The 22,910-nt window shown below is 59.8% G+C and carries 21 protein-coding genes; 8 read left to right on the forward strand and 13 right to left on the reverse strand.

Annotated elements, in window-relative coordinates; genetic code table 11:
* Positions 1–44: 44 nt before the first annotated feature.
* Both coaD and ASD70_RS16760 read left to right on the forward strand, forming a co-directional pair.
* The gene (gene coaD / locus ASD70_RS16755) at positions 45–524 is read left to right on the forward strand and encodes a pantetheine-phosphate adenylyltransferase (RefSeq protein WP_003176711.1); all 480 of its coding nucleotides are present in this window, start codon (positions 45–47) and stop codon (positions 522–524) included.
* Positions 525–626: 102 nt separating this feature from the next.
* Positions 627–878, forward strand: coding sequence for a YfhL family 4Fe-4S dicluster ferredoxin (locus ASD70_RS16760; protein ID WP_003195146.1), 252 nt, complete (start codon positions 627–629; stop codon positions 876–878).
* Positions 879–963: 85 nt separating this feature from the next.
* Here ASD70_RS16760 and mutM read toward each other — a convergent pair whose 3' ends face one another.
* Both mutM and ASD70_RS16770 read right to left on the reverse strand, forming a co-directional pair.
* Positions 964–1,776, reverse strand: a complete 813-nt coding sequence (mutM, locus tag ASD70_RS16765) for a bifunctional DNA-formamidopyrimidine glycosylase/DNA-(apurinic or apyrimidinic site) lyase (RefSeq protein WP_056846974.1) — start codon at positions 1,774–1,776, stop codon at positions 964–966.
* 21 nt (positions 1,777–1,797) lie between these two features.
* Positions 1,798–2,610 (reverse strand): HDOD domain-containing protein, encoded by an 813-nt coding sequence (locus ASD70_RS16770; protein WP_173664498.1) that lies wholly within the window; start codon positions 2,608–2,610, stop codon positions 1,798–1,800.
* Between the two features lie 206 nt (positions 2,611–2,816).
* On the opposite strand from ASD70_RS16770, the gene ASD70_RS16775 reads away from it, so the two are divergent.
* The 3 genes from ASD70_RS16775 (at position 2,817) to ilvD (ending at position 7,404) form a co-directional block, all read left to right on the forward strand.
* A complete protein-coding gene (locus ASD70_RS16775; RefSeq protein WP_046069957.1) occupies positions 2,817–4,013 on the forward strand; it encodes a class I SAM-dependent rRNA methyltransferase in 1,197 nt (398 codons plus the stop codon).
* Positions 4,014–4,197: 184 nt separating this feature from the next.
* Positions 4,198–5,358, forward strand: coding sequence for an MFS transporter (locus tag ASD70_RS16780; RefSeq protein ID WP_056846975.1), 1,161 nt, complete (start codon positions 4,198–4,200; stop codon positions 5,356–5,358).
* Positions 5,359–5,562: 204 nt separating this feature from the next.
* Positions 5,563–7,404: a dihydroxy-acid dehydratase gene (gene ilvD, locus ASD70_RS16785; RefSeq protein WP_046069958.1), complete on the forward strand. Its 1,842-nt coding sequence runs from the start codon at positions 5,563–5,565 to the stop codon at positions 7,402–7,404.
* A 226-nt stretch (positions 7,405–7,630) separates the two neighbouring features.
* On the opposite strand, the gene ASD70_RS16790 is transcribed toward ilvD, so the two are convergent.
* The 4 genes from ASD70_RS16790 to ASD70_RS16805 form a co-directional block, all read right to left on the reverse strand.
* Positions 7,631–10,075: a TonB-dependent siderophore receptor gene (locus tag ASD70_RS16790; protein WP_056846976.1), complete on the reverse strand. Its 2,445-nt coding sequence runs from the start codon at positions 10,073–10,075 to the stop codon at positions 7,631–7,633.
* A 131-nt stretch (positions 10,076–10,206) separates the two neighbouring features.
* On the reverse strand, positions 10,207–11,154 hold the full coding sequence (locus ASD70_RS16795) for a FecR family protein (RefSeq protein WP_046069960.1): 948 nt from the start codon (positions 11,152–11,154) through the stop codon (positions 10,207–10,209).
* Positions 11,151–11,684 carry an RNA polymerase sigma factor gene (locus tag ASD70_RS16800; protein ID WP_005792307.1) on the reverse strand — a complete coding sequence of 178 codons (534 nt, stop codon included), beginning with the start codon at positions 11,682–11,684 and terminating at the stop codon, positions 11,151–11,153. The genes ASD70_RS16795 and ASD70_RS16800 overlap by 4 nt, the downstream gene beginning before the upstream one ends.
* Positions 11,685–11,898: 214 nt before the next feature.
* A complete protein-coding gene (locus ASD70_RS16805) occupies positions 11,899–12,960 on the reverse strand; it encodes a hypothetical protein (protein ID WP_046069961.1) in 1,062 nt (353 codons plus the stop codon).
* A 241-nt stretch (positions 12,961–13,201) separates the two neighbouring features.
* Between ASD70_RS16805 and ASD70_RS16810 the strand changes: the two genes are divergently transcribed.
* Entirely contained in the window at positions 13,202–14,593 is a 1,392-nt protein-coding gene (locus ASD70_RS16810; RefSeq protein ID WP_056846977.1) for an L-cystine transporter, read from the forward strand.
* A 77-nt stretch (positions 14,594–14,670) separates the two neighbouring features.
* Here the strand turns inward: ASD70_RS16810 and ASD70_RS16815 are convergent, their stop codons facing one another.
* Positions 14,671–15,183 (reverse strand): dihydrofolate reductase, encoded by a 513-nt coding sequence (locus ASD70_RS16815; protein WP_056846978.1) that lies wholly within the window; start codon positions 15,181–15,183, stop codon positions 14,671–14,673.
* 69 nt (positions 15,184–15,252) lie between these two features.
* Here ASD70_RS16815 and ASD70_RS16820 point away from each other — a divergent pair, with 69 nt between their 5' ends.
* A complete protein-coding gene (locus ASD70_RS16820) occupies positions 15,253–16,632 on the forward strand; it encodes a DUF2868 domain-containing protein (protein ID WP_056846979.1) in 1,380 nt (459 codons plus the stop codon).
* Complete coding sequence (locus ASD70_RS16825) at positions 16,625–17,992, forward strand: DUF3482 domain-containing protein (protein WP_056846980.1); 1,368 nt, start codon at positions 16,625–16,627, stop codon at positions 17,990–17,992. The genes ASD70_RS16820 and ASD70_RS16825 overlap by 8 nt, the downstream gene beginning before the upstream one ends.
* A 3-nt stretch (positions 17,993–17,995) precedes the next feature.
* Here ASD70_RS16825 and ASD70_RS16830 read toward each other — a convergent pair whose 3' ends face one another.
* The 6 genes from ASD70_RS16830 to ASD70_RS16855 form a co-directional block, all read right to left on the reverse strand.
* Positions 17,996–18,523, reverse strand: a complete 528-nt coding sequence (locus ASD70_RS16830) for a hypothetical protein (RefSeq protein WP_056846981.1) — start codon at positions 18,521–18,523, stop codon at positions 17,996–17,998.
* A 113-nt stretch (positions 18,524–18,636) separates the two neighbouring features.
* The gene (locus ASD70_RS16835; RefSeq protein WP_056846982.1) at positions 18,637–19,191 is read right to left on the reverse strand and encodes a hypothetical protein; all 555 of its coding nucleotides are present in this window, start codon (positions 19,189–19,191) and stop codon (positions 18,637–18,639) included.
* Positions 19,192–19,301: 110 nt separating this feature from the next.
* Positions 19,302–19,877: a hypothetical protein gene (locus tag ASD70_RS16840; protein ID WP_056846983.1), complete on the reverse strand. Its 576-nt coding sequence runs from the start codon at positions 19,875–19,877 to the stop codon at positions 19,302–19,304.
* Between the two features lie 4 nt (positions 19,878–19,881).
* Positions 19,882–20,436 (reverse strand): hypothetical protein, encoded by a 555-nt coding sequence (locus ASD70_RS28925; protein WP_046069969.1) that lies wholly within the window; start codon positions 20,434–20,436, stop codon positions 19,882–19,884.
* Positions 20,437–20,624: 188 nt separating this feature from the next.
* On the reverse strand, positions 20,625–21,752 hold the full coding sequence (locus ASD70_RS16850) for a TIGR03364 family FAD-dependent oxidoreductase (RefSeq protein ID WP_056846984.1): 1,128 nt from the start codon (positions 21,750–21,752) through the stop codon (positions 20,625–20,627).
* A 130-nt stretch (positions 21,753–21,882) separates the two neighbouring features.
* Entirely contained in the window at positions 21,883–22,896 is a 1,014-nt protein-coding gene (locus ASD70_RS16855) for a putative 2-aminoethylphosphonate ABC transporter substrate-binding protein (RefSeq protein WP_056846985.1), read from the reverse strand.
* Positions 22,897–22,910 lie beyond the last annotated feature (14 nt).

Raw genomic sequence — 22,910 nt, forward strand, 5'->3', positions numbered from 1 at the left:
GCGATACCATCCGGTTCCCCAACGGACTCCGCCAGGACGACGCGATGAACCGAGTGTTGTACCCAGGTACCTTCGACCCGATTACCAAAGGCCATGGCGATCTGGTCGAACGCGCCTCTCGCCTGTTCGACCATGTGATCATCGCGGTCGCGGCCAGCCCCAAGAAAAACCCGCTGTTTCCCCTGGAACAGCGCGTGGAGCTGGCGCGCGAGGTCACCAAGCACCTGCCTAATGTGGAAGTAGTGGGCTTTTCGACGCTGCTGGCGCATTTCGCCAAGGAGCAGAACGCCAATGTGTTCCTGCGTGGCCTGCGCGCGGTGTCGGACTTCGAATACGAATTCCAGCTGGCCAACATGAACCGCCAGCTGGCGCCGGATGTGGAAAGTCTGTTCCTCACGCCGTCGGAACGTTATTCATTCATTTCCTCGACGTTAGTCCGTGAAATCGCGGCTTTGGGCGGAGATATCACCAAGTTCGTCCATCCTGCGGTGGCAGATGCACTGACCCTGCGCTTCAAGAAGTAAGACCGCTCAAGCGGCGCCTGCTCGCACTGCGGGCGCCAATGCGGCACAATTGCGCGCATTAGTTTTCAGATGCCTTGGCCGCGTGCCCTGGCAGGAGTTTCCATGTCCCTGATCATCACCGACGATTGCATCAACTGCGACGTCTGCGAACCCGAGTGCCCGAACGCTGCGATCTCCCAAGGCGAAGAGATCTATGTGATCGACCCTAACCTGTGCACCCAGTGCGTTGGCCATTACGACGAACCTCAGTGCCAGCAGGTTTGCCCGGTGGATTGCATTCCGCTGGATGAGGCACACCCTGAGACTGAAGAGCAGTTGATGGAGAAGTACCGCAAGATTACCGGTAAGGCTTAAGTTTTTTAGTGCCTGTGACGGCCTCATCGGGGCGGTGCGACGGTTCGACTTGCCCCCGATGACAATCTCAGCCATCACAAAGCTATCAGCTCTGGCACTTGGGGCAAAACACACTCGCCCGCTGCCCCAGCACCACATTGCGCAACTCGGTCCCACAGACCTTGCACGCCTCGCCGCCACGGCCATAAACGAACAGTTCCTGCTGGAAATACCCCGGCTGCCCATCGCCGCCGATAAAGTCCCGCAGCGTAGTACCGCCCCGCTCGATAGCAGCGGCCAGCACCCGCTTGATCTCAATCGCCAGCTTCAAATAGCGCCCGCGTGAAATGCCACCGGCGGCACGCCGCGGGTCAATACCCGCCGCAAACAGTGCTTCCGTCGCATAGATATTGCCCACCCCCACCACTACCGCGTTATCCATGATGAACGGCTTCACCGCCATCGATTTGCCGCGCGACAGCTGGAACAAACGTTCGCCGTCAAACAGCTCGGTCAACGGCTCCGGCCCCAGGCGAATCAGCAGTTCGTGGTTGTGCGGGTCCTGGCTCCAGAGCATTGCACCGAAACGTCGAGGATCGGTGTAGCGCAAGGCCAGGCCGGATTCGAGTTCGATGTCGACATGCTCATGCTTGAGCGCAGGCATGCCGACCTCCACCAGGCGCAGGTTGCCCGACATGCCCAAGTGACTGATCAAGGTGCCCACTTCGGCATTGATCAACAGGTACTTGGCCCGCCGTTCCACCAGCACGATGCGCTGCCCGGACAGGCGCACATCCAGGTCTTCCGGGATCGGCCAGCGCAGGCGCCGCTCACGCACCACCACGCGGCTGACACGCTGGCCTTCCAGGTGCGGGGCGATCCCGCGCCGGGTGGTTTCGACTTCTGGTAACTCGGGCATGTGTACCTCTTGAATAACGGGTCAGTGCGCGCCCAGTTCGCGGATCGACAACTTCAGGCTCTCGAAGTCGTAGTCCGACAGGCCCACGTAATCCAGCACCAGATGGCCAATCGCGTTCCACTCATGGTCCACGGCCTGGTTACCCAGCACGCGACAGGACGAACAGATATGCTCGGCCATCTTCAAAATCGCCAGCAGGTTCTTGAGTTGCGGATTGCGCGACGTCTCATCGCTGAAAATCGCCAGGGCGTTGTGGTGATTGGCGATGGCATCGGTCACATGTTCCGGCAGGCGCCAGGACTTGGCGGTGTAGTAGCCGACCACCGCATGGTTGGTGTTGAACGCGTTGTTCTCGGTGTCGACCACGCGGCGCTCGGGGCCGGCGCTGGCATAAGCCTGCTCCAGCACTGCCATGTAGTTGGGGAAACGCTTGAGCATCAGCGGCACGCCGCAATCGTGGAACAGGCCCAATGCATACGCTTCATCGACGGCCTGGGAACCGGTGCGCTTGGCCAGGGTGAGGCAGGTCATGGCCACATCCTGGGCGGTGTCCCAGAAGCGGTTGAGGGTGACGATGGTGTCGTCGCTCATCTCGCCCTTGATCGACAAGGCATTGATCAGGTTGATGACCGACCGGCTGCCCAGCAGGTTAACTGCACGCTGGATCGAGGCGATCTTGTTGCTCAAGCCGTAATACGACGAGTTGACGATCTTGAGCAACGCGCCAGACAAGCCCGGGTCCTGGGCGATCAACCGTGCGATCACTTCCAGGTCCGGGTCGGGCATGTACTGCTCCATCTGCAAATCCACCATGATCTGCGGTTGGGGCGGCACGCTGATGCCTTGCAGGACCTGTTGGATCTGCTCGGCGGAAAGCTCTTGGGACATAAGTACACACTCTGGGCTAGACGCGAATTCTAACCCTTATGAAGACGTGACCGACACCCACAACCCAAACTGAAACCCTCCCACATGTCCGGTGCCGCCGCCAAATAATGCGCAACACGCTATACTCCCGCTCTTTTTTCCGGAGCGACGTCATGTCCCTGCCAAGCCTGCGTCTCAAAGCCAACGCTGATCGTCGTTTGCGCAACGGCCACCTGTGGGTCTACAGCAACGAAATCGACGTGGCCGCCACACCTCTTCACGGCTTCCAGGCAGGCGACCAGGCGATCCTGGAAGCGGCCGGCGGCAAGACCCTGGGCATCGTGGCCATGAGCCCCAACAACCTGATCTGCGCCCGCCTGCTGTCGCGCGACATCAAGTTGCCGCTGGACAAGTCACTGCTGGTGCACCGCCTCAACGTCGCGCTGTCCCTGCGTGATCGCCTGTTCGACAAGCCGTTCTACCGTCTGGTCTACGGTGATTCCGACCTGCTGCCGGGCCTGGTGGTCGACCGTTTCGGCGACATCCTGGTGGTACAGATCGCCTCGGCGACCATGGAAACCCATAAAGAAGACGTGATCGCCGCGCTGACCCAAGTGCTCAAGCCGAGCGGCATCCTGTTCAAGAACGATTCCGCCGCACGTGACGCCGAGGGCCTCAACCGCTACGTCGAAACCGTTTTCGGCCTGGTGCCGGAGTGGGTGGCGCTGGAAGAGAACGGCGTGAAATTCGAAGCCCCGGTGATCCAGGGCCAAAAGACCGGCTGGTTCTACGACCACCGCATGAACCGCGCCCGCCTGGCCCCGTACGCCAAAGGCAAGCGCGTGCTCGACCTGTACAGTTACATCGGCGGCTGGGGCGTGCAGGCCGCCGCCTTTGGCGCCAGTGAAGTGTTCTGCGTCGATGCGTCGGCCTTCGCCCTCGACGGCGTCGAGCGCAACGCCGCGCTGAACGGTGTTGCCGAGAAGATGACCTGCATCGAAGGCGACGTATTCGAAGCCCTGAAAGAACTGAAAGCCAGCGAAGAACGCTTCGACGTGATCGTCGCCGACCCGCCAGCCTTCATCAAGCGCAAGAAAGACATGAAAAACGGCGAAGGCGCCTACCGCCGCCTTAACGAGCAAGCCATGCGCCTGCTCAGCAAGGACGGCATCCTCGTCAGCGCCTCGTGTTCCATGCACCTGCCGGAAGATGATCTGCAGAACATCCTGCTGACCAGCGCCCGCCACCTGGATCGCAATATCCAGATGCTCGAACGCGGCGGCCAGGGCCCGGATCATCCGGTGCACCCGGCGATTGTCGAAACGCGCTACATCAAGAGCATTACGTGCCGGTTGTTGCCCAATAGTTAAAAAATGTGGGAGGGGGCTTGCCCCCGATTGCTGTGGGTCAGCTAAAGACAAACTGACTGTTCCACCGCTATCGGGAGCAAGCCCCCTCCCACATTTGTTATGTGTTTCTCCCAATAGTTTTGATTGAATTCCATTTTTCGCAGACTAGTATCGGTTTCTGGTTTTACTCCGGAAAACAAAAACAATGTCTGGGCCCACTCTCTCCCGCTTTATCCTTATCACCTGCATTTCCCTGATCAGCTTTTTCCCGATCAATATCCTGCTCCCTTCATTTCCCGCGCTGTCCAACCAGTTCCACACGCCCAGCGCAGACATCGCGCTGTCCATCAGCCTGTTCACCCTAATGTTTTCGATCTCACAACTGGTCGCAGGCCCGCTGTCGGATAAATGGGGGCGCAAGGAAGTGCTGCTTGGCTGCATCACGCTGTCAATCATTGGCGCAATAGGCTGCGCGATGGCGTCGGACTACCTGACCTTCCTACTGTTTCGCACGGTCCAGGCCATGGGCTGCGGCTTCTTCGTATTGGGCCATGCACTGGTGGAAGACCTGTTCGACGAACAGGACCGAGCCCGCGTGCGCCTCTATTACATGACCTTGAGCGGCTCGTTTGTCGCACTGTCGCCGCTGATCGGTTCCTGGCTGCAAACTACGTTCGACTGGCAAGGCAGCTTCTATGGTTTTGCGTTGATGGCGCTGGGCATGTTGATCCATGCGTTCTGTATCCTGCCGTCGAAGTCCTCCGGCCCACACCGCGAGCCGGTATCCATCATCGGTACACTCAAGGCTGTGGCGCGCAATCGCGACTTCCTGCGCTACTGGTGGATCGCCGCGCTGGTGTTCGCCTGCTACTTCGCCTTGATCAGCGTGACACCGTTGATTTTCATGGACTCGCTGAAACTCACCGAGTACCAGTACGCGCTGGTGCTGATGGTGTACGGCCTGGCCTATCTGCTCGGCGGTGTGGTGGCCTCCTATCTGCAAAAATACATATCGCTGTCCAGGCAGATCAATATCGGCCTCGGGTTGTTACTCGTCGCCGGTGTATCGCTGGCGCTGATCGTCAGCCTTGAGGTGATCACCACCGCAACCCTGCTGATCCCGATGCTGGTCAGCGCGCTGGCCGTCACCCTGGTGCGCCCGGCCGCCATTTCTGCGGCGATGTTGCTGTTCTCAAGCAGCGCGGGCACGGCGGCATCAGCAGGTAACAGCATCATGTTCCTGACGGCCGCCGTCAGCAGTGCCGCTCTGGCGCAAACCGGAACCCATTTGCTGATGACCATTGCCGTCAGCTTCATTGCTTTCAGCCTGTGGGGTTGGCTGACGAATGCCAGGATCAATCGCTGACGCACCTACAGGAAGTCGGTGTAGAATCGGCCCTATTCATCGCCAGTCATCCCCCGGCGGGTTTATGAGCTCGAGGCCCAAGCACGCGGCGATCCCGCGACGCGAGTGGCAACTTCCGGACACACGGCCATTTTTCGGGTGTTCCAGTCGTCAATTAGAAGCTCACTCCCCTTTAGTACTTGATTAGCCGCCCGGAGTGCTCCAATGCCTGATTACCGCTCGAAAACATCCACCCACGGCCGCAACATGGCCGGCGCGCGCGCACTGTGGCGTGCCACGGGGATGAAAGATGACGACTTCAAGAAGCCGATCATCGCGATTGCCAACTCCTTCACCCAGTTTGTACCCGGCCACGTCCACCTCAAGGACCTGGGCCAGTTGGTCGCCCGTGAAATCGAACGCGCTGGCGGTGTAGCGAAAGAATTCAACACCATCGCCGTGGATGACGGCATCGCCATGGGCCATGACGGCATGCTGTACTCGCTGCCGAGCCGCGAGATCATCGCCGACTCCGTGGAGTACATGGTCAACGCCCACTGCGCCGACGCCATCGTATGCATTTCCAATTGCGACAAGATCACCCCTGGCATGCTGATGGCTGCCTTGCGCCTGAACATCCCGGTAATCTTCGTCTCCGGCGGGCCGATGGAAGCAGGCAAGACCAAACTCGCCTCCCACGGCCTCGACCTGGTCGACGCCATGGTGATCGCCGCCGATTCCAGCGCTTCTGACGAGAAGGTCGCGGAATACGAGCGCAGCGCCTGCCCGACTTGTGGTTCGTGCTCCGGCATGTTCACCGCCAACTCGATGAACTGCCTGGTCGAAGCCCTGGGCCTGGCCTTGCCAGGCAACGGTTCCACGCTGGCCACCCACAGCGACCGCGAGCAGCTGTTCCTGCAGGCCGGCCGCACCATCGTCGAGCTGTGCAAGCGTTACTACGGCGAGAACGATGAGTCGGTGTTGCCGCGCAATATCGCCAACTTCAAGGCGTTCGAAAACGCCATGACCCTGGACATCGCCATGGGCGGTTCCACCAACACCATCCTGCATTTGCTGGCCGCCGCTCAGGAAGCCGAGATCGATTTCGACCTGCGCGACATCGACCGCCTGTCCCGTCACGTGCCGCAACTGTGCAAGGTCGCGCCAAACATCCAGAAGTACCATATGGAAGACGTGCACCGCGCCGGCGGGATCTTCTCGATCCTCGGCTCCCTGGCCCGCGGCGGCCTGCTGCACACCGACCTGCCGACCGTGCACAGCAAGTCCATCGCCGAAGGCATCGCCAAATGGGACATCACCCAGACCGACGACGAAGCCGTGCACACCTTCTTCAAGGCCGGCCCCGCGGGCATCCCGACCCAGACCGCGTTCAGCCAGTCGACCCGCTGGGACAGCCTGGACACCGACCGTGAAAACGGCTGCATCCGCAGTGTCGAGCACGCCTACTCGCAAGAGGGCGGCTTGGCCGTGCTGTACGGCAACATCGCCCTCGATGGCTGCGTGGTGAAAACCGCGGGTGTGGATGAGTCCATCCATGTCTTCGAAGGCCGCGCCAAGATCTACGAAAGCCAGGACAGCTCGGTTCGCGGCATCCTCGCTGACGAGGTCAAGGAAGGCGACATCGTGATCATCCGCTACGAAGGCCCGAAAGGCGGCCCGGGTATGCAGGAGATGCTCTACCCCACCTCGTACCTGAAATCCAAGGGCCTGGGCAAAGCCTGTGCGCTGCTGACCGACGGGCGCTTCTCCGGCGGCACCTCGGGCCTGTCCATCGGCCACGCTTCGCCGGAAGCCGCTGCCGGGGGCGCGATTGGCCTGGTGCAGGATGGTGACAAGGTGCTGATCGACATTCCGAACCGCTCGATCAACCTGTTGATCAGCGATGAAGAACTGGCTGCACGCCGGGTTGAGCAGGACAAGAAAGGCTGGAAGCCGGTGGAGAAGCGTCCGCGTAAAGTCACCACTGCGTTGAAGGCCTACGCCCTGCTGGCCACCAGCGCCGACAAGGGTGCTGTGCGTAACAAAGCGATGCTCGACGGTCTGTAAGACTCGCGCAAAAAAATGCCCCGCCAAGTGCGGGGCATTTTTTTGCCTGGAGATAACCCCAAGCACAATGATGATCAAAATGTGGGAGGGGGCTTAAGCTAATGCCAGTGTAGGAGCGAGCTTGCTCGCGAAAAACTCAAAGGCACCGCGTTTATTCAGGAAACACGCGTTATCGTTGACGTTTTTCGCGAGCAAGCTCGCTCCTACAGAAGTGATGCGTCAGGCTTTAGAACTGTGGGGTGTAGGTCATGCTGAACATCACATTACGCGGGTCGCCATAGTAGTTGCTGCCCCACGTCGCGTTATACGCAGGGATGTAGTACTTCTTGTCGAACATATTGTTCAAGTTCGCCGCCACGGTGAATTCCTGGTTGATCTTATAGGCCAACCGCGAATCCCACAGTGCATTGCCGGGTACGCTGAAGTTGCGGTCGTAGGCTTCGGTGCTGCTTTGTGCGGTTACGCCGGCTCCGACACTGAACTGCTGCCAATCGCCCGGCAACTGGTAGTCACCCCAGACCTTGAGCAGGTGCTTGGGCGTCCAGGTGCTGAAGATCTTGCCTTCGTAAGTGTCGTCTTTGAGGAATTTGGTGGTGTTGTAGGTGTAGCTGGAGACCAGTTGCAAACCCGGCAGCACTTCGCCGCTCAAAGTGGCTTCGAAGCCTTGGCTGCGAACCTTGCCCGAGGCGAGCGAGCAGTACCAGCCGCCGCAGACTTTGCCGCCTTGCAGGTCTTGAGCCGCACGGTTTTCCTGGTCATAACGGAAGATGGCGAACGAAGTATTCAGACGACCGTCCGCCAGTTCACCCTTCAGGCCCAGTTCGTAGTTCTGGCCTTCGATGGGCTTGAGCACGGTCAAAGAAGTGGTCAGGTTGGTCTGCGGTTCGAACGCGTCCGCGTAGCTGGCGTAGGCCGACCATTGGTCATTGAGGGCGTAGACCAGGCCAGCATACGGGGTAACGTGACCATTGCTCTGCGTGGTGCTGCGGGTTGGGTCGCCATACACACCCCGGGAACCGCTCTCGTCGGTGTAGCCATAGTCATACCAACTGGTACGTGCACCGACAATCAAGGTCAGTGGGTCCACAACCTTAACGCGCCAAGTGCCATAAACCCCTTTCTGGCGAATGTCATACCAACTTTTCGTAGCATTGCCCGCCTGGAACAGCTGGTTTTTATCGCGCTGTGGACGGTTGTGATCAATGTTGAAAATGTCCGCGCCGGCCGTCGCTGCTCGCGCCCACTGGTCGTTGGTGGTGAGTTTGGAATAGTTGGCGCCCAGTACCATCTCCTGTTGCAAGCCCAAACCTTCAAACTTGCCGTTCACATACACATCTACGCCGCGGCTCTTGGTATTGAAGTCGGTGACCCAATCCACATAACGCACATTGCCGGCGGTGCCGGGGTTGGGAATCTCATCCCAGGTCGCCTGGTAGGTCGCGTCGTTGTGTTCATCCATGGCCACAAGGGCGGCTTTCACCTTCCAGTCATCGTTGAAGCGATGCTCGATATCGGCGAACACCTGGGTCTGGTTATTGACGTTGCGGTTCCAGCTGGCGCCGACAAAAGTCGAGCGCGGCAGGCCGATATCGCTGCCATTGGCGTAACGGGGCAGTGACATGAAGTTGGGGCGCGAGTGGCCTTTTTGGTTGCTGACCCCCACACCGACGGTGGTGTCTGGCGTGAAGTCGTAGTCCACGGCGGCATACACCGTCTGATTCCAGCCACCGGCATAGTCAACGAACGAGTCCGTCGTGTCGTAATCCGCCACAAACCGGCCGCGCAGAGTGCCTTCGTCATTAAGCGGGCCACCAGCATCGACCTGGGTGCCGTAGTGGTCCCAGGAGCCGGCTTTTGCGGTGATCGTCACGGTCGGGTCCTGCTGGCCACGCTTGCGCACCAGGTTCATGGTGCCGCCCGGGCTGTTGGCGCCCTGCAACAAGGCGGCCGGGCCGCGCAGGGTTTCTACACGGTCATAGATCGCCATGTTTTCAGTGAGGTAGCTGCCCAACGCATAGGTGTTACGCGGGATGCCCACGCCATCGTATTGCAGGGTGCCGATTTCGAAACCACGAGAGAAGATGAACATACCCGGCCCGGGGGATTTGGTCGCCGTCAGACCTGGGGTACGCTTGACCACCTCGGAAAGCTTGGTGGTGTTCTGGTCATCCATCTGTTTACGGGTCATGACGCTGACCGATTGCGGGATGTCCTTGAGCTTCTGCTCGCCCTTGCCCAGGGTCACCGCACCGGTGGTGTAGGAGCCACTGCCTTCGGTCGTGGCGCCCAGTCGTTCAGCGCTGATGGTAGTGGCGCCGACTTCGATAGCGCCGCCGGTGGCTACGCGCTTCTCCAGGGTCACGGTGTCGGCGTTGATAAACGCCGCACTCAAGCCCGTACCGCCAAGCAATTGCGCCAAGGCTTCGCGCTGGCCGAGATGGCCACTCACACCGGGCGACACCACCCCTTGGGTCAACTCACCGGACACCAGCACCTGCACGCGCGTCACCGCTGAAAATGCCGCCAGCGCGCCATCGAGGCCTTGCCCGGGAATATCGAAACGGTAAGCCTGGGCCTGGGTGACCTCGGCAGCTTGCAGGGATAGCGACGCAGTGCCGGTCAAGCAAATGACCAGCGCGAGCAAGGGCGATGCGGCGAAACGGTGTGCCATGGATGGAGCTCCCCGGTGCAAAAAGTCTGTGATCGGCGCGGCACTACTTGAGAGTGCTTACTATTTACGCCTCAGTGATCAAGGACGAATGCTCACCGGGAAACCCTGAAAGTATTTTCAAAAAGTTGCGACTACGACGCCTTGCCCTCGCGCAGCACCAGCAAATACGGGGTGTAATGCTCGGCACGCAGGTTGAGGGTGTATTCCAGCGCCTTGATCACCGCGTCGGGTTTATCGATTTCAAACACGCCGGAGACCACGCGATTGCGCAATGCGTCGCCCAGTATCAGGGTCTTGCCCGGCCAATAACGGTTCAGCTCGCTGACCACGTCCGACAGCGGTTGCTGGCGAAACACCAGTTGCCGCTGGCGCCAGGCAAACCCGCTTGCCGCGTCGAAGCCATGGACTTCAGCCAGGCGTTGGTCCTGGTACTCCACCGCCCTTCCCGGCTCCAGATACACCGGTGCGCCACTGCCGGAACTGACCTGCACCTTGCCCTGCGCCACCTGCACGAGGGTTTGCGCATCGCGTCGCGCCACACTGAACCGGGTGCCGACCACCTTCACCCAGCCGTCGCCGGACTGCACTACAAACGGTCGCGCCGGATCCTTGGCCACCTCGAAGAAACCTTCGCCACGCAACAAGCGCACCTGGCGCTCGCCCGCATTCATACGCACCTGTATGGCACTGTCGGTATTGAGCTGCAGGCGGGAGCCATCGGCCAGTTCGATGCTGCGTGACTCGCCGGTGCCGGTGGCATAGTCCGCACGCATACGGTCAAGCCAAGGTGTGTTTTGCACAGTCAGGCCTACCGCCAGCAGCAAGGCCGCAGCGCAGGCCCAGCGCCGTGCGGGCTTGCGCCAGGCGGCCTGTTCGGCGCGGCGAACCACCCGCGCCGGTTCATGCAAACCACCGAGCATCGCCTGCACTTCCTGCCAGGCGGCATCCTGGGCATCGCCCTGCTCCAGCCAGAGGGCAAAAGCCTGCAGTTCGCCAGGTGTGACATCCTCGGCCTGCAGGCGGAAATACCAGGCGGATGCTTCGTCGAACAGTTCGTCGGCTGTGGGGGTAGCGGTCATGACCGACGTCCTTGTTCATCGCAGGCAAGCCGCTTCTTGATAAAGCCACGGCATTCAATCAAGGCGCGACGCAATTGGTATTCCACACTGCGCGGGCTGATCGACAGGCGTTCGCCGATCTCGCGATAGGAGAGTTCGTCGACATGATAGAGCAGGAAGATCTGTCGAGTCGCTTCAGGCAACGCCAAAATCGCGTCCTGCATCAACTGTTGCTGTTGATAGGCAGCCAATTGCTCATCGATACCCGGGTTGCTGCACGGCAATTCTTCGCTGGGCTCGCCGGCATCCAGGCGTTCGCGGCGAATGGCCTGGCGCTGGTGATCGCGCACCAGGTTGCTGGCGATGGTGAAGAGGAACGCCGGGAGATTGTCGATTTTATCGCCACAGTCCATGCGAGCCAGGCGCAGGAACGACTCTTGGGTCAGATCGGCAGCCACTTGGGCACTGCCGGTGCGGCGAGTGACGAAGGCTTCGAGGGCTTTCTTCTGCTCCGCGAACAGGCGCGCGATCTGCGAATTCCAGGAGAGCACGGCACTACCTTGAGAAGAACATGGGGTTCAGGAGGTGTGCACGCTAGCAGAGGATGAGATTGGTTCGCAATTGATATCTATTTTTGCATAGATACTGCTGTGTACTTGAGGCTGCCTTCGCGAGCAAGCCCGCTCCCACATTTGACCGTATTCTCAGGTTGAAACTCGGTCGAATGTGGGAGGGGGCTTGCCCCCGATGGCAGGCGACGCAGTCCTACTGAATCTCCTCCGGCTTGACGATCACCCAGTTCTTGTCCGCCGTCACTGGCAGTCCTTCTTTGGCTTGCGCCGCCGCGTGCTTGGCGATCATGCCGTTAAGCTGGGTCATATATTTGTCCTTGCGGTTGATCCATAAATGGATGCCTCCCTTGGCCACGTCCACATCGTGGAACAGCATATAGCCATCGCTGGTCGGGGTATCCCCGCCAACGATCACCGGCTTTTTCCATTCGTCGATGTAGGTGAGGATCGCCGCGTGCTTGCCGGCCATCCAGGTTGCCGGGGTCCACAGGTAGGGGGTCAGTTCCAGGCCGAGGTTGGCGTTCTGGTCATACTTGCCGGCGGCGATCTGCTTGCGTGCGGTGGTCAGCTCGCCGGTCTTGCGATCCTTGAGCAGGGTGCTCACGCCGATGACATTCTCGGGCTTGACGTTGTAGCCGTACTTCGGATCGGCGGCGACCATGCGCACCAGCTCCTCGGAAGCGGCGGTCATCACGTACACCTCGATGCCGTTTTCCATCAGTTTGTTGTATAGCTCGGCCTGGCCAGTGAAGACTTTCGGCGGCTGCACTTCGGACTGCTTCACCGCGTCGCCTTCGAAGTAACTGACCGGCACCGGCTTGCCGGATGCCATCAGCTCATCGACCTGGACCTTGAGCTCCTTGAGGGTGAAGCCGGAAAACACCTGGGCAACCCACGGATAGCAGACCATGTCATCGACTTCACAAAGACGATAGTAGTAACTGAACAGGCTTTCCTTATGTTCGGCGGTGTCCTTGAACGGCATCAGCTTGAGCGAAGGATCGAGGCTGTCGCGGGTGATCAGGCCTTTGTTTTCCATGTACGGCAGCAGCGACTCTTCAAGATCGTAGCGGTAGCTGGTGTTGTCCATGTCGAACACCGCGTAGTTACCCTTGTTGGCGTTGGCGGCGATCATTTCGTTCAACTGCTTGGCAGCCGGCACCGGCCAGTGTTTCAACTCGGTGGCGGCGAACGCCTGGCTGGCGAGCCCGAGGAGGAAAGCGGCGGATACCAGTAGTTTCGGCGCAAGCTTCATAGGCGTTGTCTCCCTGAGTGAAAGACATCGACGCTAACAAATCCGTATGACAGTTATCGCCCGGGCGCGACCGCTTGCGTCTTGATCACGCCAAGGCCATATGCATGCGCGCCAGCGCCTTATTCCAAAAACGACAGTCACCATTCCATATCGGTATTAAATCATTATATTTCAAGCTGTTAGGCTTCCCGGTTCGCAATCGCAGGCTCACGCGATTGGCTGCCCTCTCAACGGAGCTTCAATGAATCTGCCCCTGATTCTCAATTTATTGGTGTTCGCGGCCCTTTTGCTGGGCCTGGCACAAACCCGTCGGACTAACTGGAGCCTGGCCAAGAAGGTTCTGTTTGCCCTGGTTCTTGGCGTGCTGTTCGGTGCGGCCTTGCACACGATCTACGGCGACGGCAACCCGGTGCTCAAAGCCTCCATCGGCTGGTTTGACCTGGTCGGCAACGGCTATGTGCAACTGCTGCAAATGATCGTGATCCCACTGGTGTTCGCCTCGATCCTCAGTGCCGTGGCGCGTCTGCATAACGCTTCGTCCCTGGGTAAGATCAGCTTCCTGACCATCGGCACGCTGCTGTTCACTACCGCCATCGCGGCGTTGATCGGCATCGGTCTGACCAATCTGTTCGGTCTCACTGCCGAAGGTTTGGTGGCCGGCACTCAGGAAATGGCGCGCCTGCAAGTGATCCAGAGTGATTACGCCGGCAAGGTTGCCGACCTGAATATCCCACAATTGCTGCTGTCATTCGTGCCGGCCAACCCGTTCGCCGACCTGGCCCGGGCCAAGCCGACGTCGATCATCAGCGTAGTGATTTTCGCCGCCTTCCTGGGGGTGGCCGCACTGCAACTGCTCAAGGATGACGTGGAGAAAGGCCAGAAGGTTGTCAACGCCATCGACACTCTGCAAGCCTGGGTGATGCGCCTGGTGCGCCTGGTGATGAAGCTGACCCCGTACGGTGTATTGGCGCTGATGACCAAGGTGGTCGCCGGTTCCAACTTGCAAGACATCATCAAGCTCGGCAGTTTCGTGGTGGTGTCGTACCTGGCCTTGGGGCTGATGTTCGTGGTGCACGGCCTGCTGCTGTCGTTGGCCGGGATCAACCCGCTGCGCTTCTTCCGCAAGGTCTGGCCGGTGCTGACCTTTGCCTTTACCAGCCGCTCCAGCGCAGCGAGCATTCCGCTGAGCATCGAGGCACAAACCCGTCGCCTGGGTATCCCGCAATCCATCGCCGGTTTCGCCGCCTCGTTTGGCGCGACCATCGGCCAGAACGGTTGCGCCGGTCTTTACCCGGCGATGTTGGCGGTGATGGTCGCGCCGACCGTGGGCATCAACCCCCTGGACCCGCTGTGGATCGCGACCCTGGTAGCGATTGTGACCTTGAGTTCGGCGGGCGTCGCCGGTGTGGGCGGTGGTGCGACCTTTGCCGCGCTGATCGTACTGCCGGCCATGGGCTTGCCGGTGTCACTGGTGGCGCTGCTGATTTCCGTAGAGCCGCTGATCGACATGGGCCGCACGGCGTTGAACGTCAATGGTTCGATGACGGCGGGTGCTATTACCAGCCAGATCATGGCGCAGACGGATAAAGCGCTGTTAAATGCCGATGAGCATGCCGAGTTAGCGCAGGCCTGATAGACCGCTATCGGGGGCAAGCCCCCTCCCACATTGGACGCATTTCAAATGTGGGAGGGGGCTTGCCCCCGATGCTTTTAGGCTTTTTCCCAGACTTCGAAGTTGTAAGCCGGCTTATCGCCTTCAGCTGGATTCTCCAGATTCGACACCAGCTTCCACTGGTTCGCATCAAACTCTGGAAACCACGCATCCCCTTCCGGGCTCAACGCCACCCGCGTCAGATACAGGCGATCGGCCTGTTCCAGCCCCTGCGCGTAAAGCTGCGCGCCGCCGATCAGCATCAGCTCGTCCGCGCCCTGCGCCTTGGCCCATTCCTCAGCCCGTTCTACCGCCGCTTCCAGTGACGGAAAAACTTGCGCACCTTCAAGCGCCAGATCGGTCTGACGACTGACCACCAGGTTCAAGCGCCCCGGCAGCGGCCGGCCCAGGGAGTCCCAGGTCTTGCGCCCCATGATGATCGGCTTGCCGAGCGTGGTGGCCTTGAAATATTTGAAATCCCCCGGCAAATGCCAGGGCATGCTGTTGTCGACGCCGATCACGCGGTTTTCACCGAGGGCTGCGATCAGGCTTAAAGGGAGAGTTTTTTTCATGGCGACGAGAATACCAGAGGCGCGAGCCAGCGGTTATGCTCCAACCTCACTGAAACAACAGGATGGCGCGTGACTGCACTGAACCCCCTGCACACACTCTGGCTGACAGAAACCGTGCGCCTGCGTGAAGAACACGCTGGCCCCCTGGAAGATTTGGAAGCCAACCGCCTGGCTCGCACAGCCGGGGGCGACCTGCCGACGCGGATTACCCTGCGTGCCTTGCACCTGGCCGAACGCGATGGCCTGACCGGCGCCCTCACGCGCTGGCTGCAAGGCGCACGCCTGGCGCTGGTGTTGCTGGCAGTGGTGGCCGTGATCAGCGGCGCCGGCTTGGCGTTTGCCGCACTGGGTAACGGTTTGACCTCAGTAAACGTGTTCTGGGCCTTGGGCAGCCTGCTCGGTTTGAACCTGATCTTGCTGATCAGCTGGGCCCTGGGCCTGCTGTTTGCCGGCGAGCACAGCGCCAGCCTCGGGCGACTATGGTTGTGGCTCAGCGAAAAGCTCGCCCGCGATGCCAAGAGCGCGCAATTGGCACCGGCGTTGTTGCTGTTGCTGCAACGGCAAAAACTCAATCGCTGGGCGGTGGGTGTGCTGGTCAACGGCCTGTGGCTGCTGGCATTGCTCAGCGCCCTGGTGATTTTGTTGATCCTGTTGGCCACACGGCGCTACGGCTTTGTATGGGAAACCACCATTCTCGGTGCCGACACCTTTGTCGCCGTAACCCAAGCCCTCGGCACCCTGCCCGCGCTGCTGGGCTTCAACGTGCCGAGCGTCGACATGATTCGCGCCAGCGGCGATTCCGCGCTGAATATCGAAAGCGCCCGCCAAGCCTGGGCCGCCTGGCTGGTGGGCGTGTTACTGGTCTACGGCCTGCTGCCCCGGCTGATCCTCGCGCTGCTCTGCCTGTGGCGCTGGAAGGTCGGGCGTGCCGCATTGCGCCTGGACCTCAACCTGCCCGGCTACAGCCAGTTGCGCGAACGCCTGATGCCCAGCAGCGAACGCCTGGGGGTCAACGATGTGGCGCCCGAGCAACTGCACCACGTCAGCGGTGGCGTCAGCGATCTGGACAGCGACGGCGCTTTGCTGGTCGCCATCGAGCTGGACGATCAACACCCTTGGCCACCCAAGCTCCCGGCCAGCGTAAAGAACGCAGGCATTCTCGACAGCCGCGAATCGCGTAACAAACTGCTGGAGCAACTCAGCCGGTTCCCGCCCGCGCGCCTGGCCATCGCCTGCGACCCGCGCCGCTCGCCCGACCGAGGCAGCCTGGCGTTGATCGCCGAACTGGCACGCAGCGCCACCGCTACCCGCGTATGGCTGCTGCAAGCGCCGCCGGGACAGGCCCTGGACGCCGAGCGCCTGGGTGATTGGCACTCCGCGCTGCAACAGCTTGATCTTAAGTTTGCCGATTGCGCGCCGCTGAACTGGCTGGAGACCGGTCATGACTAAACCGCTGAAACTCGCCGTGGTCGGCCACACCAACGTCGGCAAGACCTCGCTGCTGCGCACCCTCACCCGTGACGTGGGCTTCGGTGAAGTCTCCCATCGGCCCAGCACCACGCGGCATGTCGAAGGCGCACGCTTGTCGGTAGATGGTGAAGCCTTGCTGGAACTGTACGACACGCCCGGACTGGAAGACGCCATCGCCCTGCTCGACTACCTGGAGCGCTTGGATCGCCCGGGCGAACGCCTGGACGGCCCGGCCCGCCTTGCGCGCTTCCTGGAAGGCAGCGAAGCCCGCCAGCGTTTCGAACAGGAAGCCAAGGTGTTGCGCCAACTGCTGGCCTCGGACGCCGGCCTGTATGTAATCGACGCCCGCGAACCGGTGCTGGCCAAGTACCGTGACGAGCTGCAGGTGCTGGCCAGTTGCGGCAAGCCGTTGCTGCCGGTGCTCAACTTCGTCAGCAGCAGCGAGCATCGCGAGCCGGACTGGCGCGAAGCCCTGGCCCGCCTCGGCCTGCATGCGCTGGTGCGTTTCGACAGCGTGGCGCCGCCGGAAGACGGCGAGCGCCGCCTGTATGAAAGCCTGGCCCTGCTGCTGGAAACCTCACGGCCGCAGTTGCAGCGCCTGATCCTCGATCAAGAAGCTCAGCGCCAGGCCCGCCAGCAAAGCGCTGCGCGGTTGATCGCCGAGCTGCTGATCGACTGCGCCGCCTGCCGTCGCAGCGTGGTGACCGAAGATGAACAGCAAGCCATCGGTGATCTGCGCAAAGCCGTGCGCCAACGCGAACAGAAGTGCGTCGAAGCCTTGCTCAAATTGTTCGGCTTCCGCCCCCAGGATGCCGCCGCCAGTGACCTGCCGCTGCTCGATGGACGCTGGGGCGATGACTTGTTCAACCCGGAGACCCTCAAACACCTTGGTGTGCGGGTCGGTGGTGGAATTGCCGCCGGCGCTGCGGCTGGCGCGGGCGTGGACCTCTTAGTCGGCGGCCTGACGCTTGGCGCCGCAGCCCTGGCCGGCGCTATCGCCGGGGGCGCCCTGCAAACCGCACGCAGCTACGGCAGTCGCCTGCTCGGCAAAATCAAGGGCCAACGCGAGCTGACCGTCGACGACAGCGTGCTGCGCCTGCTCGCCCTGCGTCAGCGCCAGTTGCTCAAGGCCCTCAACCTGCGCGGCCATGCAGCGGTGCACAGCATCAAGGTCGACACGCCCCAGGACAAAACCTGGCGTGAGGGCAAGCTGCCCGACGCCTTGGGCAAGGCCCGTGCCTACCCGCAATGGTCGAGCCTCAACCCCCACGCCAAGCTGAGCCAGGCTGAGCGCCAGGAGCAGATCCTGGCCCTGGCGCAGCAACTCACTGCGAATTGACCACTAGTGCCAGTTGAACTTGAGGAACAGTTGGCTCAAGGCGTGAATGGTTTGATGGTCCAAGGTATCGAACAGCTCGAAAGAAGCATCCTGACCGGAAGGCTCCAAACTGCCATTGCCGTCCTGATCACAGGCAGTGGTGCTATACATCAGCTTGTCCCTGCCCCCGGTGCTGCTGCGCTGGTAAAAGTCGGATCGAACTTCCACTGCCTGGCCGTTTTTATCGTAACGACTCACATACAAGTCAATTGAGCGCCCCGCAGTCTCACCGGCATTGAACCAACTCAGTTTCAACGCTTGGTTGGCGAACGCTTGTAGCAGCCGACGGTCATGGAGCGACGATGCCCCGCTGAAATCAACATCCCCGGTTTTCTGATAGTCCACCGCGCCATCGGCAGTGGCATCGAACGCCAAGGCTTCATGCACCAACTCATCGGGCAGCCCCGGGTCTCTTTGAAAAAAGTACAGCTTCGCCGTGTCTGCCAGTTCGTTGTCACTGCGATCTTGCACGATCACCTTCAAGTAACGCATTGGTATTGCCTCAGTAAAGAACCAGGCGCCAACATAGTTTCGCCTCAGGTTCATGCCTAGGTAACACCGGCGCCACGACCAGTCAGAAACCACGACGCTCGTGTATTCGCGCTTCACTCTTCCAGGCGAGGCTTCTCATACCACTTGAAGGCGAGAAAGCTATTGCACAGATGACGAACCAGTTCCTGATCACTCTGGTTGACCACGCCATTTCGGTCGACATCGATACGGGAAAAGGCCTCCACCACACCATTGCCGTCGACATCGTAACCGGCAGCCTGATAAATCAGCGAGGGTTTGCGCAGAGGGCTACGTCGATTCAGGAAGTTCAGCTGCACACGATTGGGCGGGCCCTGGGGGTAGTCGTATAACCCCACCATTACGAGAGTGCGCTGCCAACTCTCGCCCGGGTTAAACCAATTCAACTTCAGAAAGGTATTGGCAAATGCCTTGAGCAATAAGCTATCGACGGTATCGCAGGTACCGTCTTGGTTGATATCACCGGCGAACTTGAAGTCTACCTTTCTATCGGCATCGATATCCACGGCGACGGTCTCATGGATCAACTCGTCGATGCCTTCGGAACAGCGTTGATAGAAATGCAGAATGACCGTATCGGCCTGCCCGTTGCCGCTGCGATCCTGGGCGGTAACTTTTAAATAGCGCATGGAATGTCTCACATAAAGAACAGCTCCATACGCTAGTTCATACCTGCTTTACCCACTAGAGTGTGGCGTCCGCCATGGCCGTAGGAAACAGCAACTTGGCGACGCATCAATCAATGCGCCGGAACATCAACGACCTTGACGTCGAAAGCTTCGGGCGCATGCCAATTGAACTTCAAGTAAAGTTCAGCCAGTTGCTGGACCAGATGCTTGTCCACCTCATCGATAACACCATCCCGATTGATATCGGAATGAATGTTCCACTCAAGCTCACCGTTGTTATCAAAATCATAGGCGGCACTCCATGACACCTGCGTATCCGGGCTTAGGAACCCTGGCCCTTTATGCAAATGCAGGCGCACGGTGTCGGGTGTGCCGTCTTTATAAAAGTCTTCGGAAAAAATCTTCATATAGCGCTTTGTACCAGCCCCGCGATTAACCCAATTGATTTTCAGATAGATATTGGCAAACCTGTCCAGCAGCACCCTGTCCAAGCTGTTTTCCTGACCGTTATTTGTAACGTCGCCCCGGCTGTAGTCCACTTTCCCATCTGAGGTGAAATCATAGGCAACGACCTCATTGACCAAGCGGTTCTGATCGCATTGCGTACGTTGGTAGAATTGGAGTCGCACCGTATTTGCCCGGCCATCCCCAGTCTGATCCTGTGCAATAACCTTTAAATAACGCACTTTTTTACTCCTTGTGTGCATACCACTTGAACTCGAGAAAGAACTTGCATAACACTCTGATCAACGCCTTATCCAGCTCATCCACTTTGCCACTTCGATTGACATCGGTGTTGGTAAACGAGTCCATCACGGCATCCCCATCACCGTCATAAGCGCTGGCTTTATAAACAAGGGTTTCCTGCTCTCCCGAGCGCTCAATAAAATTCAATTCAATCGCATTGGGCTTGCCGTTGGCACTGTAGTGTTTCACATGCATGGTTAAACAATGTGAATGACCAGCGCAAAAATCAAACCAACCGAGCAACATGAATACATTCACGAACGAATTGAAAATACGTTGATCAAGGAAGTCTTCCTTGCCATCTCCGTTAATATCCCCACTGAGATGCAAATCATAAAGACCATGTTCATATTCCCCCTCGCGATCCAAGTTGAAGGCAATCTCTTCGTGCATCAACTGATCAGCACCGCAATTATCCCTCTGATAAAACCTGGCAACAATTTTATCTGTGTGGTCGCGCCCTCCACGCCCCTGAGCAAAAACTTTCAAATAACGCATCAATTAAATCCTATGATGAATGATTGATTACGCTATCAGTCTCTTCAAACTTCAAACTAGTCGACATGGCAGCTTCGGCCGCGAGAGGCAACTTCAGGCTACGTAGGAAGAACCCGCCAACAGCACGATAGTCGGCCATGCCATGTTGCTCGTACAGCCAAATACCTAGGCAATCGCCGGCTCCGGTTTCATCGCGCCTCTCCCCACACCGTGCTGATATTTCGCTCGGCCAGCGCCGGGCCCACACTCATGCCCACGCCGGTGTGCATCAATGCGGCGCTGACACCGGGTGCCGCCTGCACAAACGAAAACCGCCCCGGCCCGCGAGCACCGTAGACACCTTGCCAGCGCTCGACCACCTGGATCTTGCCCCCAAGGGTCTGCTCGGCCAGCTCGATCATCCAGTCGTCCACCTGTTCGGCGTTGAAGGGTGACGGATCGCTGTCGTAGTGGTGGGAGTCACCGATGATCAATTCGCCATGGGGTGTGGGGCTAATCAGCAAGTGGATACCGTGCTCATGCAGGTGCGGCGTTTCGCGCAGGATCTGCGCCTGCACCGCGCAGGCTTCCGGCAGGTCGGCGAAGGCGCCATAGTGCACGCAGCTCAGGCCGGTGAGCAGGGCGTGTTGCAGCTCCAGGTTAAACATCGGTCGGGCGCGCAGCATTTGCAGGCGACAGGTTTGCGGGTTGAGCTGGGCGATGGATTCGGCCAACAGGGTCTGATAGTCATGGCCGGAGCAGACAATGATCTGCTCGCCGCGAAAGCTGCCTGCGGTGCTGTGCAACTGGCCGGGCTCAACGTCGCGCACCAGGGTGGAGAAATGAAACTCCACGTTTAGCGCCTGGCTGAGGTACTGGACCAGCGCCGGGATCGCTTCACGGGAATACAGTTGCTGGTCGTCCTTGCCGTGCAGCGCAGCGCGATGATGGCGGAACTGGCCGGCGTAGAGACCCTTCATCGCAGCGCCTTGCAGCAGCTCCACGTTATAGCCGTGCTCCCGGGCACGCCCGGCGCAAAAGGCTTCGAGCAACTGTTCTTCGGCCTCGGTGCGGGCGAACAGGTAGGAGCCATTGCGCTTGAGTGCAAGGCCCGCTGTTTGTGCCCATTGGCCCCAGATTTCGCGGCTTTCCCGCGCCAGGTCGAGCATCGGCCCCGGTGGCTGGCCGGTGACCAGCGCTTGGCCGAAGTTGCGTACCGAGGCGCCCAGAGGCGTGGCGCTGCGCTCGAACACCTTGACCTTGAGGCCGCGTTTGGCGGCGGCATAGGCGTGTGAGAGGCCAAGGATGCCGGCGCCGACAATCAGTAAATCTGCCATGGAATATGCAGCCCTCTGTAGGAGCGAGCTTGCTCGCGAAAATCGCCAACGATGACGCAATGCGTCTGATGACCCGCGTCGTCTGTCCGTTTTTCGCGAGCAAGCTCGCTCCTACAGGTTGAAGTAAAAGTTATTGTTTTTCCGACTTGCCGTCATAGCGCTTGCGCCATTCGGCCAAAATGCTGTCACGGTTCTTCGACGCCCAGGCAAAATCGTTCTTGATCAGGCGCTGCTCGTAATCGGCCGGCAACTCGGTCTGCGGCTTGGCGATACCTGGTTGGGCAAGGATGGCGAAGTTGGCCTTGTACAGCTCCATCGCCGCTGGGCTGGCGGAGAAGTCAGCGAGTTTTTTCGCGGCGTCGCCGTGGGCGCTGCCTTTGATCACAGCGGTAGCTTCAATCTCCCAGCCCAGGCCCTCTTTCGGCAGGATGATGTCCAACGGGGCACCCTGGCGTTTGAGTTGAATCGCCGGGTACTCGAAGGAAATCCCAATCGGGAACTCACCGGACGCCGCCAGCTTGCATGGCTTGGAGCCGGAGTGAACGTACTGGCCGATGTTCTGGTGCAGGTCGTCCATGTATTGCCAGCCTTGCTTCTCGCCGAAGGTCTGCAACCAGGCGCTGACGTCCAGGAAGCCGGTGCCGGAGGACGCCGGGTTAGGCATCACGATTTTGCCCTTGTACTCAGGCTTGGTCAGGTCCTGCCAGCTCACCGGTTTGGCCAGGCCCTGCTTTTGGGCTTCGATGGTGTTGAAGCAGATGGTCGCGGCCCACACATCCATGCCGACCCAGGATGGCGGGTTGGCAGCGTCGCGGTAGTTTTTGCCGATTTTGTCCAGATCTTTGGGCGCGTAGTTGTCGAGCATGCCTTGCTGGTCGAGGATCGCCAGGCTGGAGGCAGCCAGGCCCCATACCACGTCAGCCTGCGGGCGGTCTTTCTCGGCCAGAAGCTTAGCGGTGATGATGCCGGTGGAGTCGCGTACCCACTTGATCTCGATGTCGGGGTTGGCCTGCTCGAAGGCTTTTTTGTAGGTCTTCAATTGCTCGGCTTCGAGGGCCGTGTACACGGTCAGCTCGGTCTTGGCCAAAGCATTCAGGCTGAATGCCGTGAGGACCGCAGCGACCAGCGCCAGGGGCTTGAACATGGAGCACCTCCTTC

The sequence above is a fragment of the Pseudomonas sp. Root569 genome, from assembly GCF_001427465.1.
Taxonomy (GTDB): domain Bacteria; phylum Pseudomonadota; class Gammaproteobacteria; order Pseudomonadales; family Pseudomonadaceae; genus Aquipseudomonas; species Aquipseudomonas synxantha.

Excerpts from the sequence above, each read along its gene's own strand:
- ASD70_RS16775 (WP_046069957.1), top strand. The coding sequence starts at position 2,817 with ATGTCCCTGCCAAGCCTGCGTCTCAAAGCCAACGCTGATCGTCGTTTG.
- ASD70_RS16815 (WP_056846978.1), bottom strand. The coding sequence starts at position 15,183 with ATGAAAAAAACTCTCCCTTTAAGCCTGATCGCAGCCCTCGGTGAAAAC.
- ASD70_RS16855 (WP_056846985.1), bottom strand. The coding sequence starts at position 22,896 with ATGTTCAAGCCCCTGGCGCTGGTCGCTGCGGTCCTCACGGCATTCAGC.
- ilvD (WP_046069958.1), top strand. The coding sequence starts at position 5,563 with ATGCCTGATTACCGCTCGAAAACATCCACCCACGGCCGCAACATGGCC.
- ASD70_RS16795 (WP_046069960.1), bottom strand. The coding sequence starts at position 11,154 with ATGACCGCTACCCCCACAGCCGACGAACTGTTCGACGAAGCATCCGCC.
- ASD70_RS16850 (WP_056846984.1), bottom strand. The coding sequence starts at position 21,752 with ATGGCAGATTTACTGATTGTCGGCGCCGGCATCCTTGGCCTCTCACAC.
- ASD70_RS16835 (WP_056846982.1), bottom strand. The coding sequence starts at position 19,191 with ATGCGCTATTTAAAAGTTACCGCCCAGGATCGCAGCGGCAACGGGCAG.
- ASD70_RS28925 (WP_046069969.1), bottom strand. The coding sequence starts at position 20,436 with ATGCGTTATTTGAAAGTTTTTGCTCAGGGGCGTGGAGGGCGCGACCAC.
- coaD (WP_003176711.1), top strand. The coding sequence starts at position 45 with ATGAACCGAGTGTTGTACCCAGGTACCTTCGACCCGATTACCAAAGGC.
- ASD70_RS16825 (WP_056846980.1), top strand. The coding sequence starts at position 16,625 with ATGACTAAACCGCTGAAACTCGCCGTGGTCGGCCACACCAACGTCGGC.
- ASD70_RS16780 (WP_056846975.1), top strand. The coding sequence starts at position 4,198 with ATGTCTGGGCCCACTCTCTCCCGCTTTATCCTTATCACCTGCATTTCC.
- ASD70_RS16810 (WP_056846977.1), top strand. The coding sequence starts at position 13,202 with ATGAATCTGCCCCTGATTCTCAATTTATTGGTGTTCGCGGCCCTTTTG.
- ASD70_RS16805 (WP_046069961.1), bottom strand. The coding sequence starts at position 12,960 with ATGAAGCTTGCGCCGAAACTACTGGTATCCGCCGCTTTCCTCCTCGGG.
- mutM (WP_056846974.1), bottom strand. The coding sequence starts at position 1,776 with ATGCCCGAGTTACCAGAAGTCGAAACCACCCGGCGCGGGATCGCCCCG.
- ASD70_RS16790 (WP_056846976.1), bottom strand. The coding sequence starts at position 10,075 with ATGGCACACCGTTTCGCCGCATCGCCCTTGCTCGCGCTGGTCATTTGC.
- ASD70_RS16830 (WP_056846981.1), bottom strand. The coding sequence starts at position 18,523 with ATGCGTTACTTGAAGGTGATCGTGCAAGATCGCAGTGACAACGAACTG.
- ASD70_RS16760 (WP_003195146.1), top strand. The coding sequence starts at position 627 with ATGTCCCTGATCATCACCGACGATTGCATCAACTGCGACGTCTGCGAA.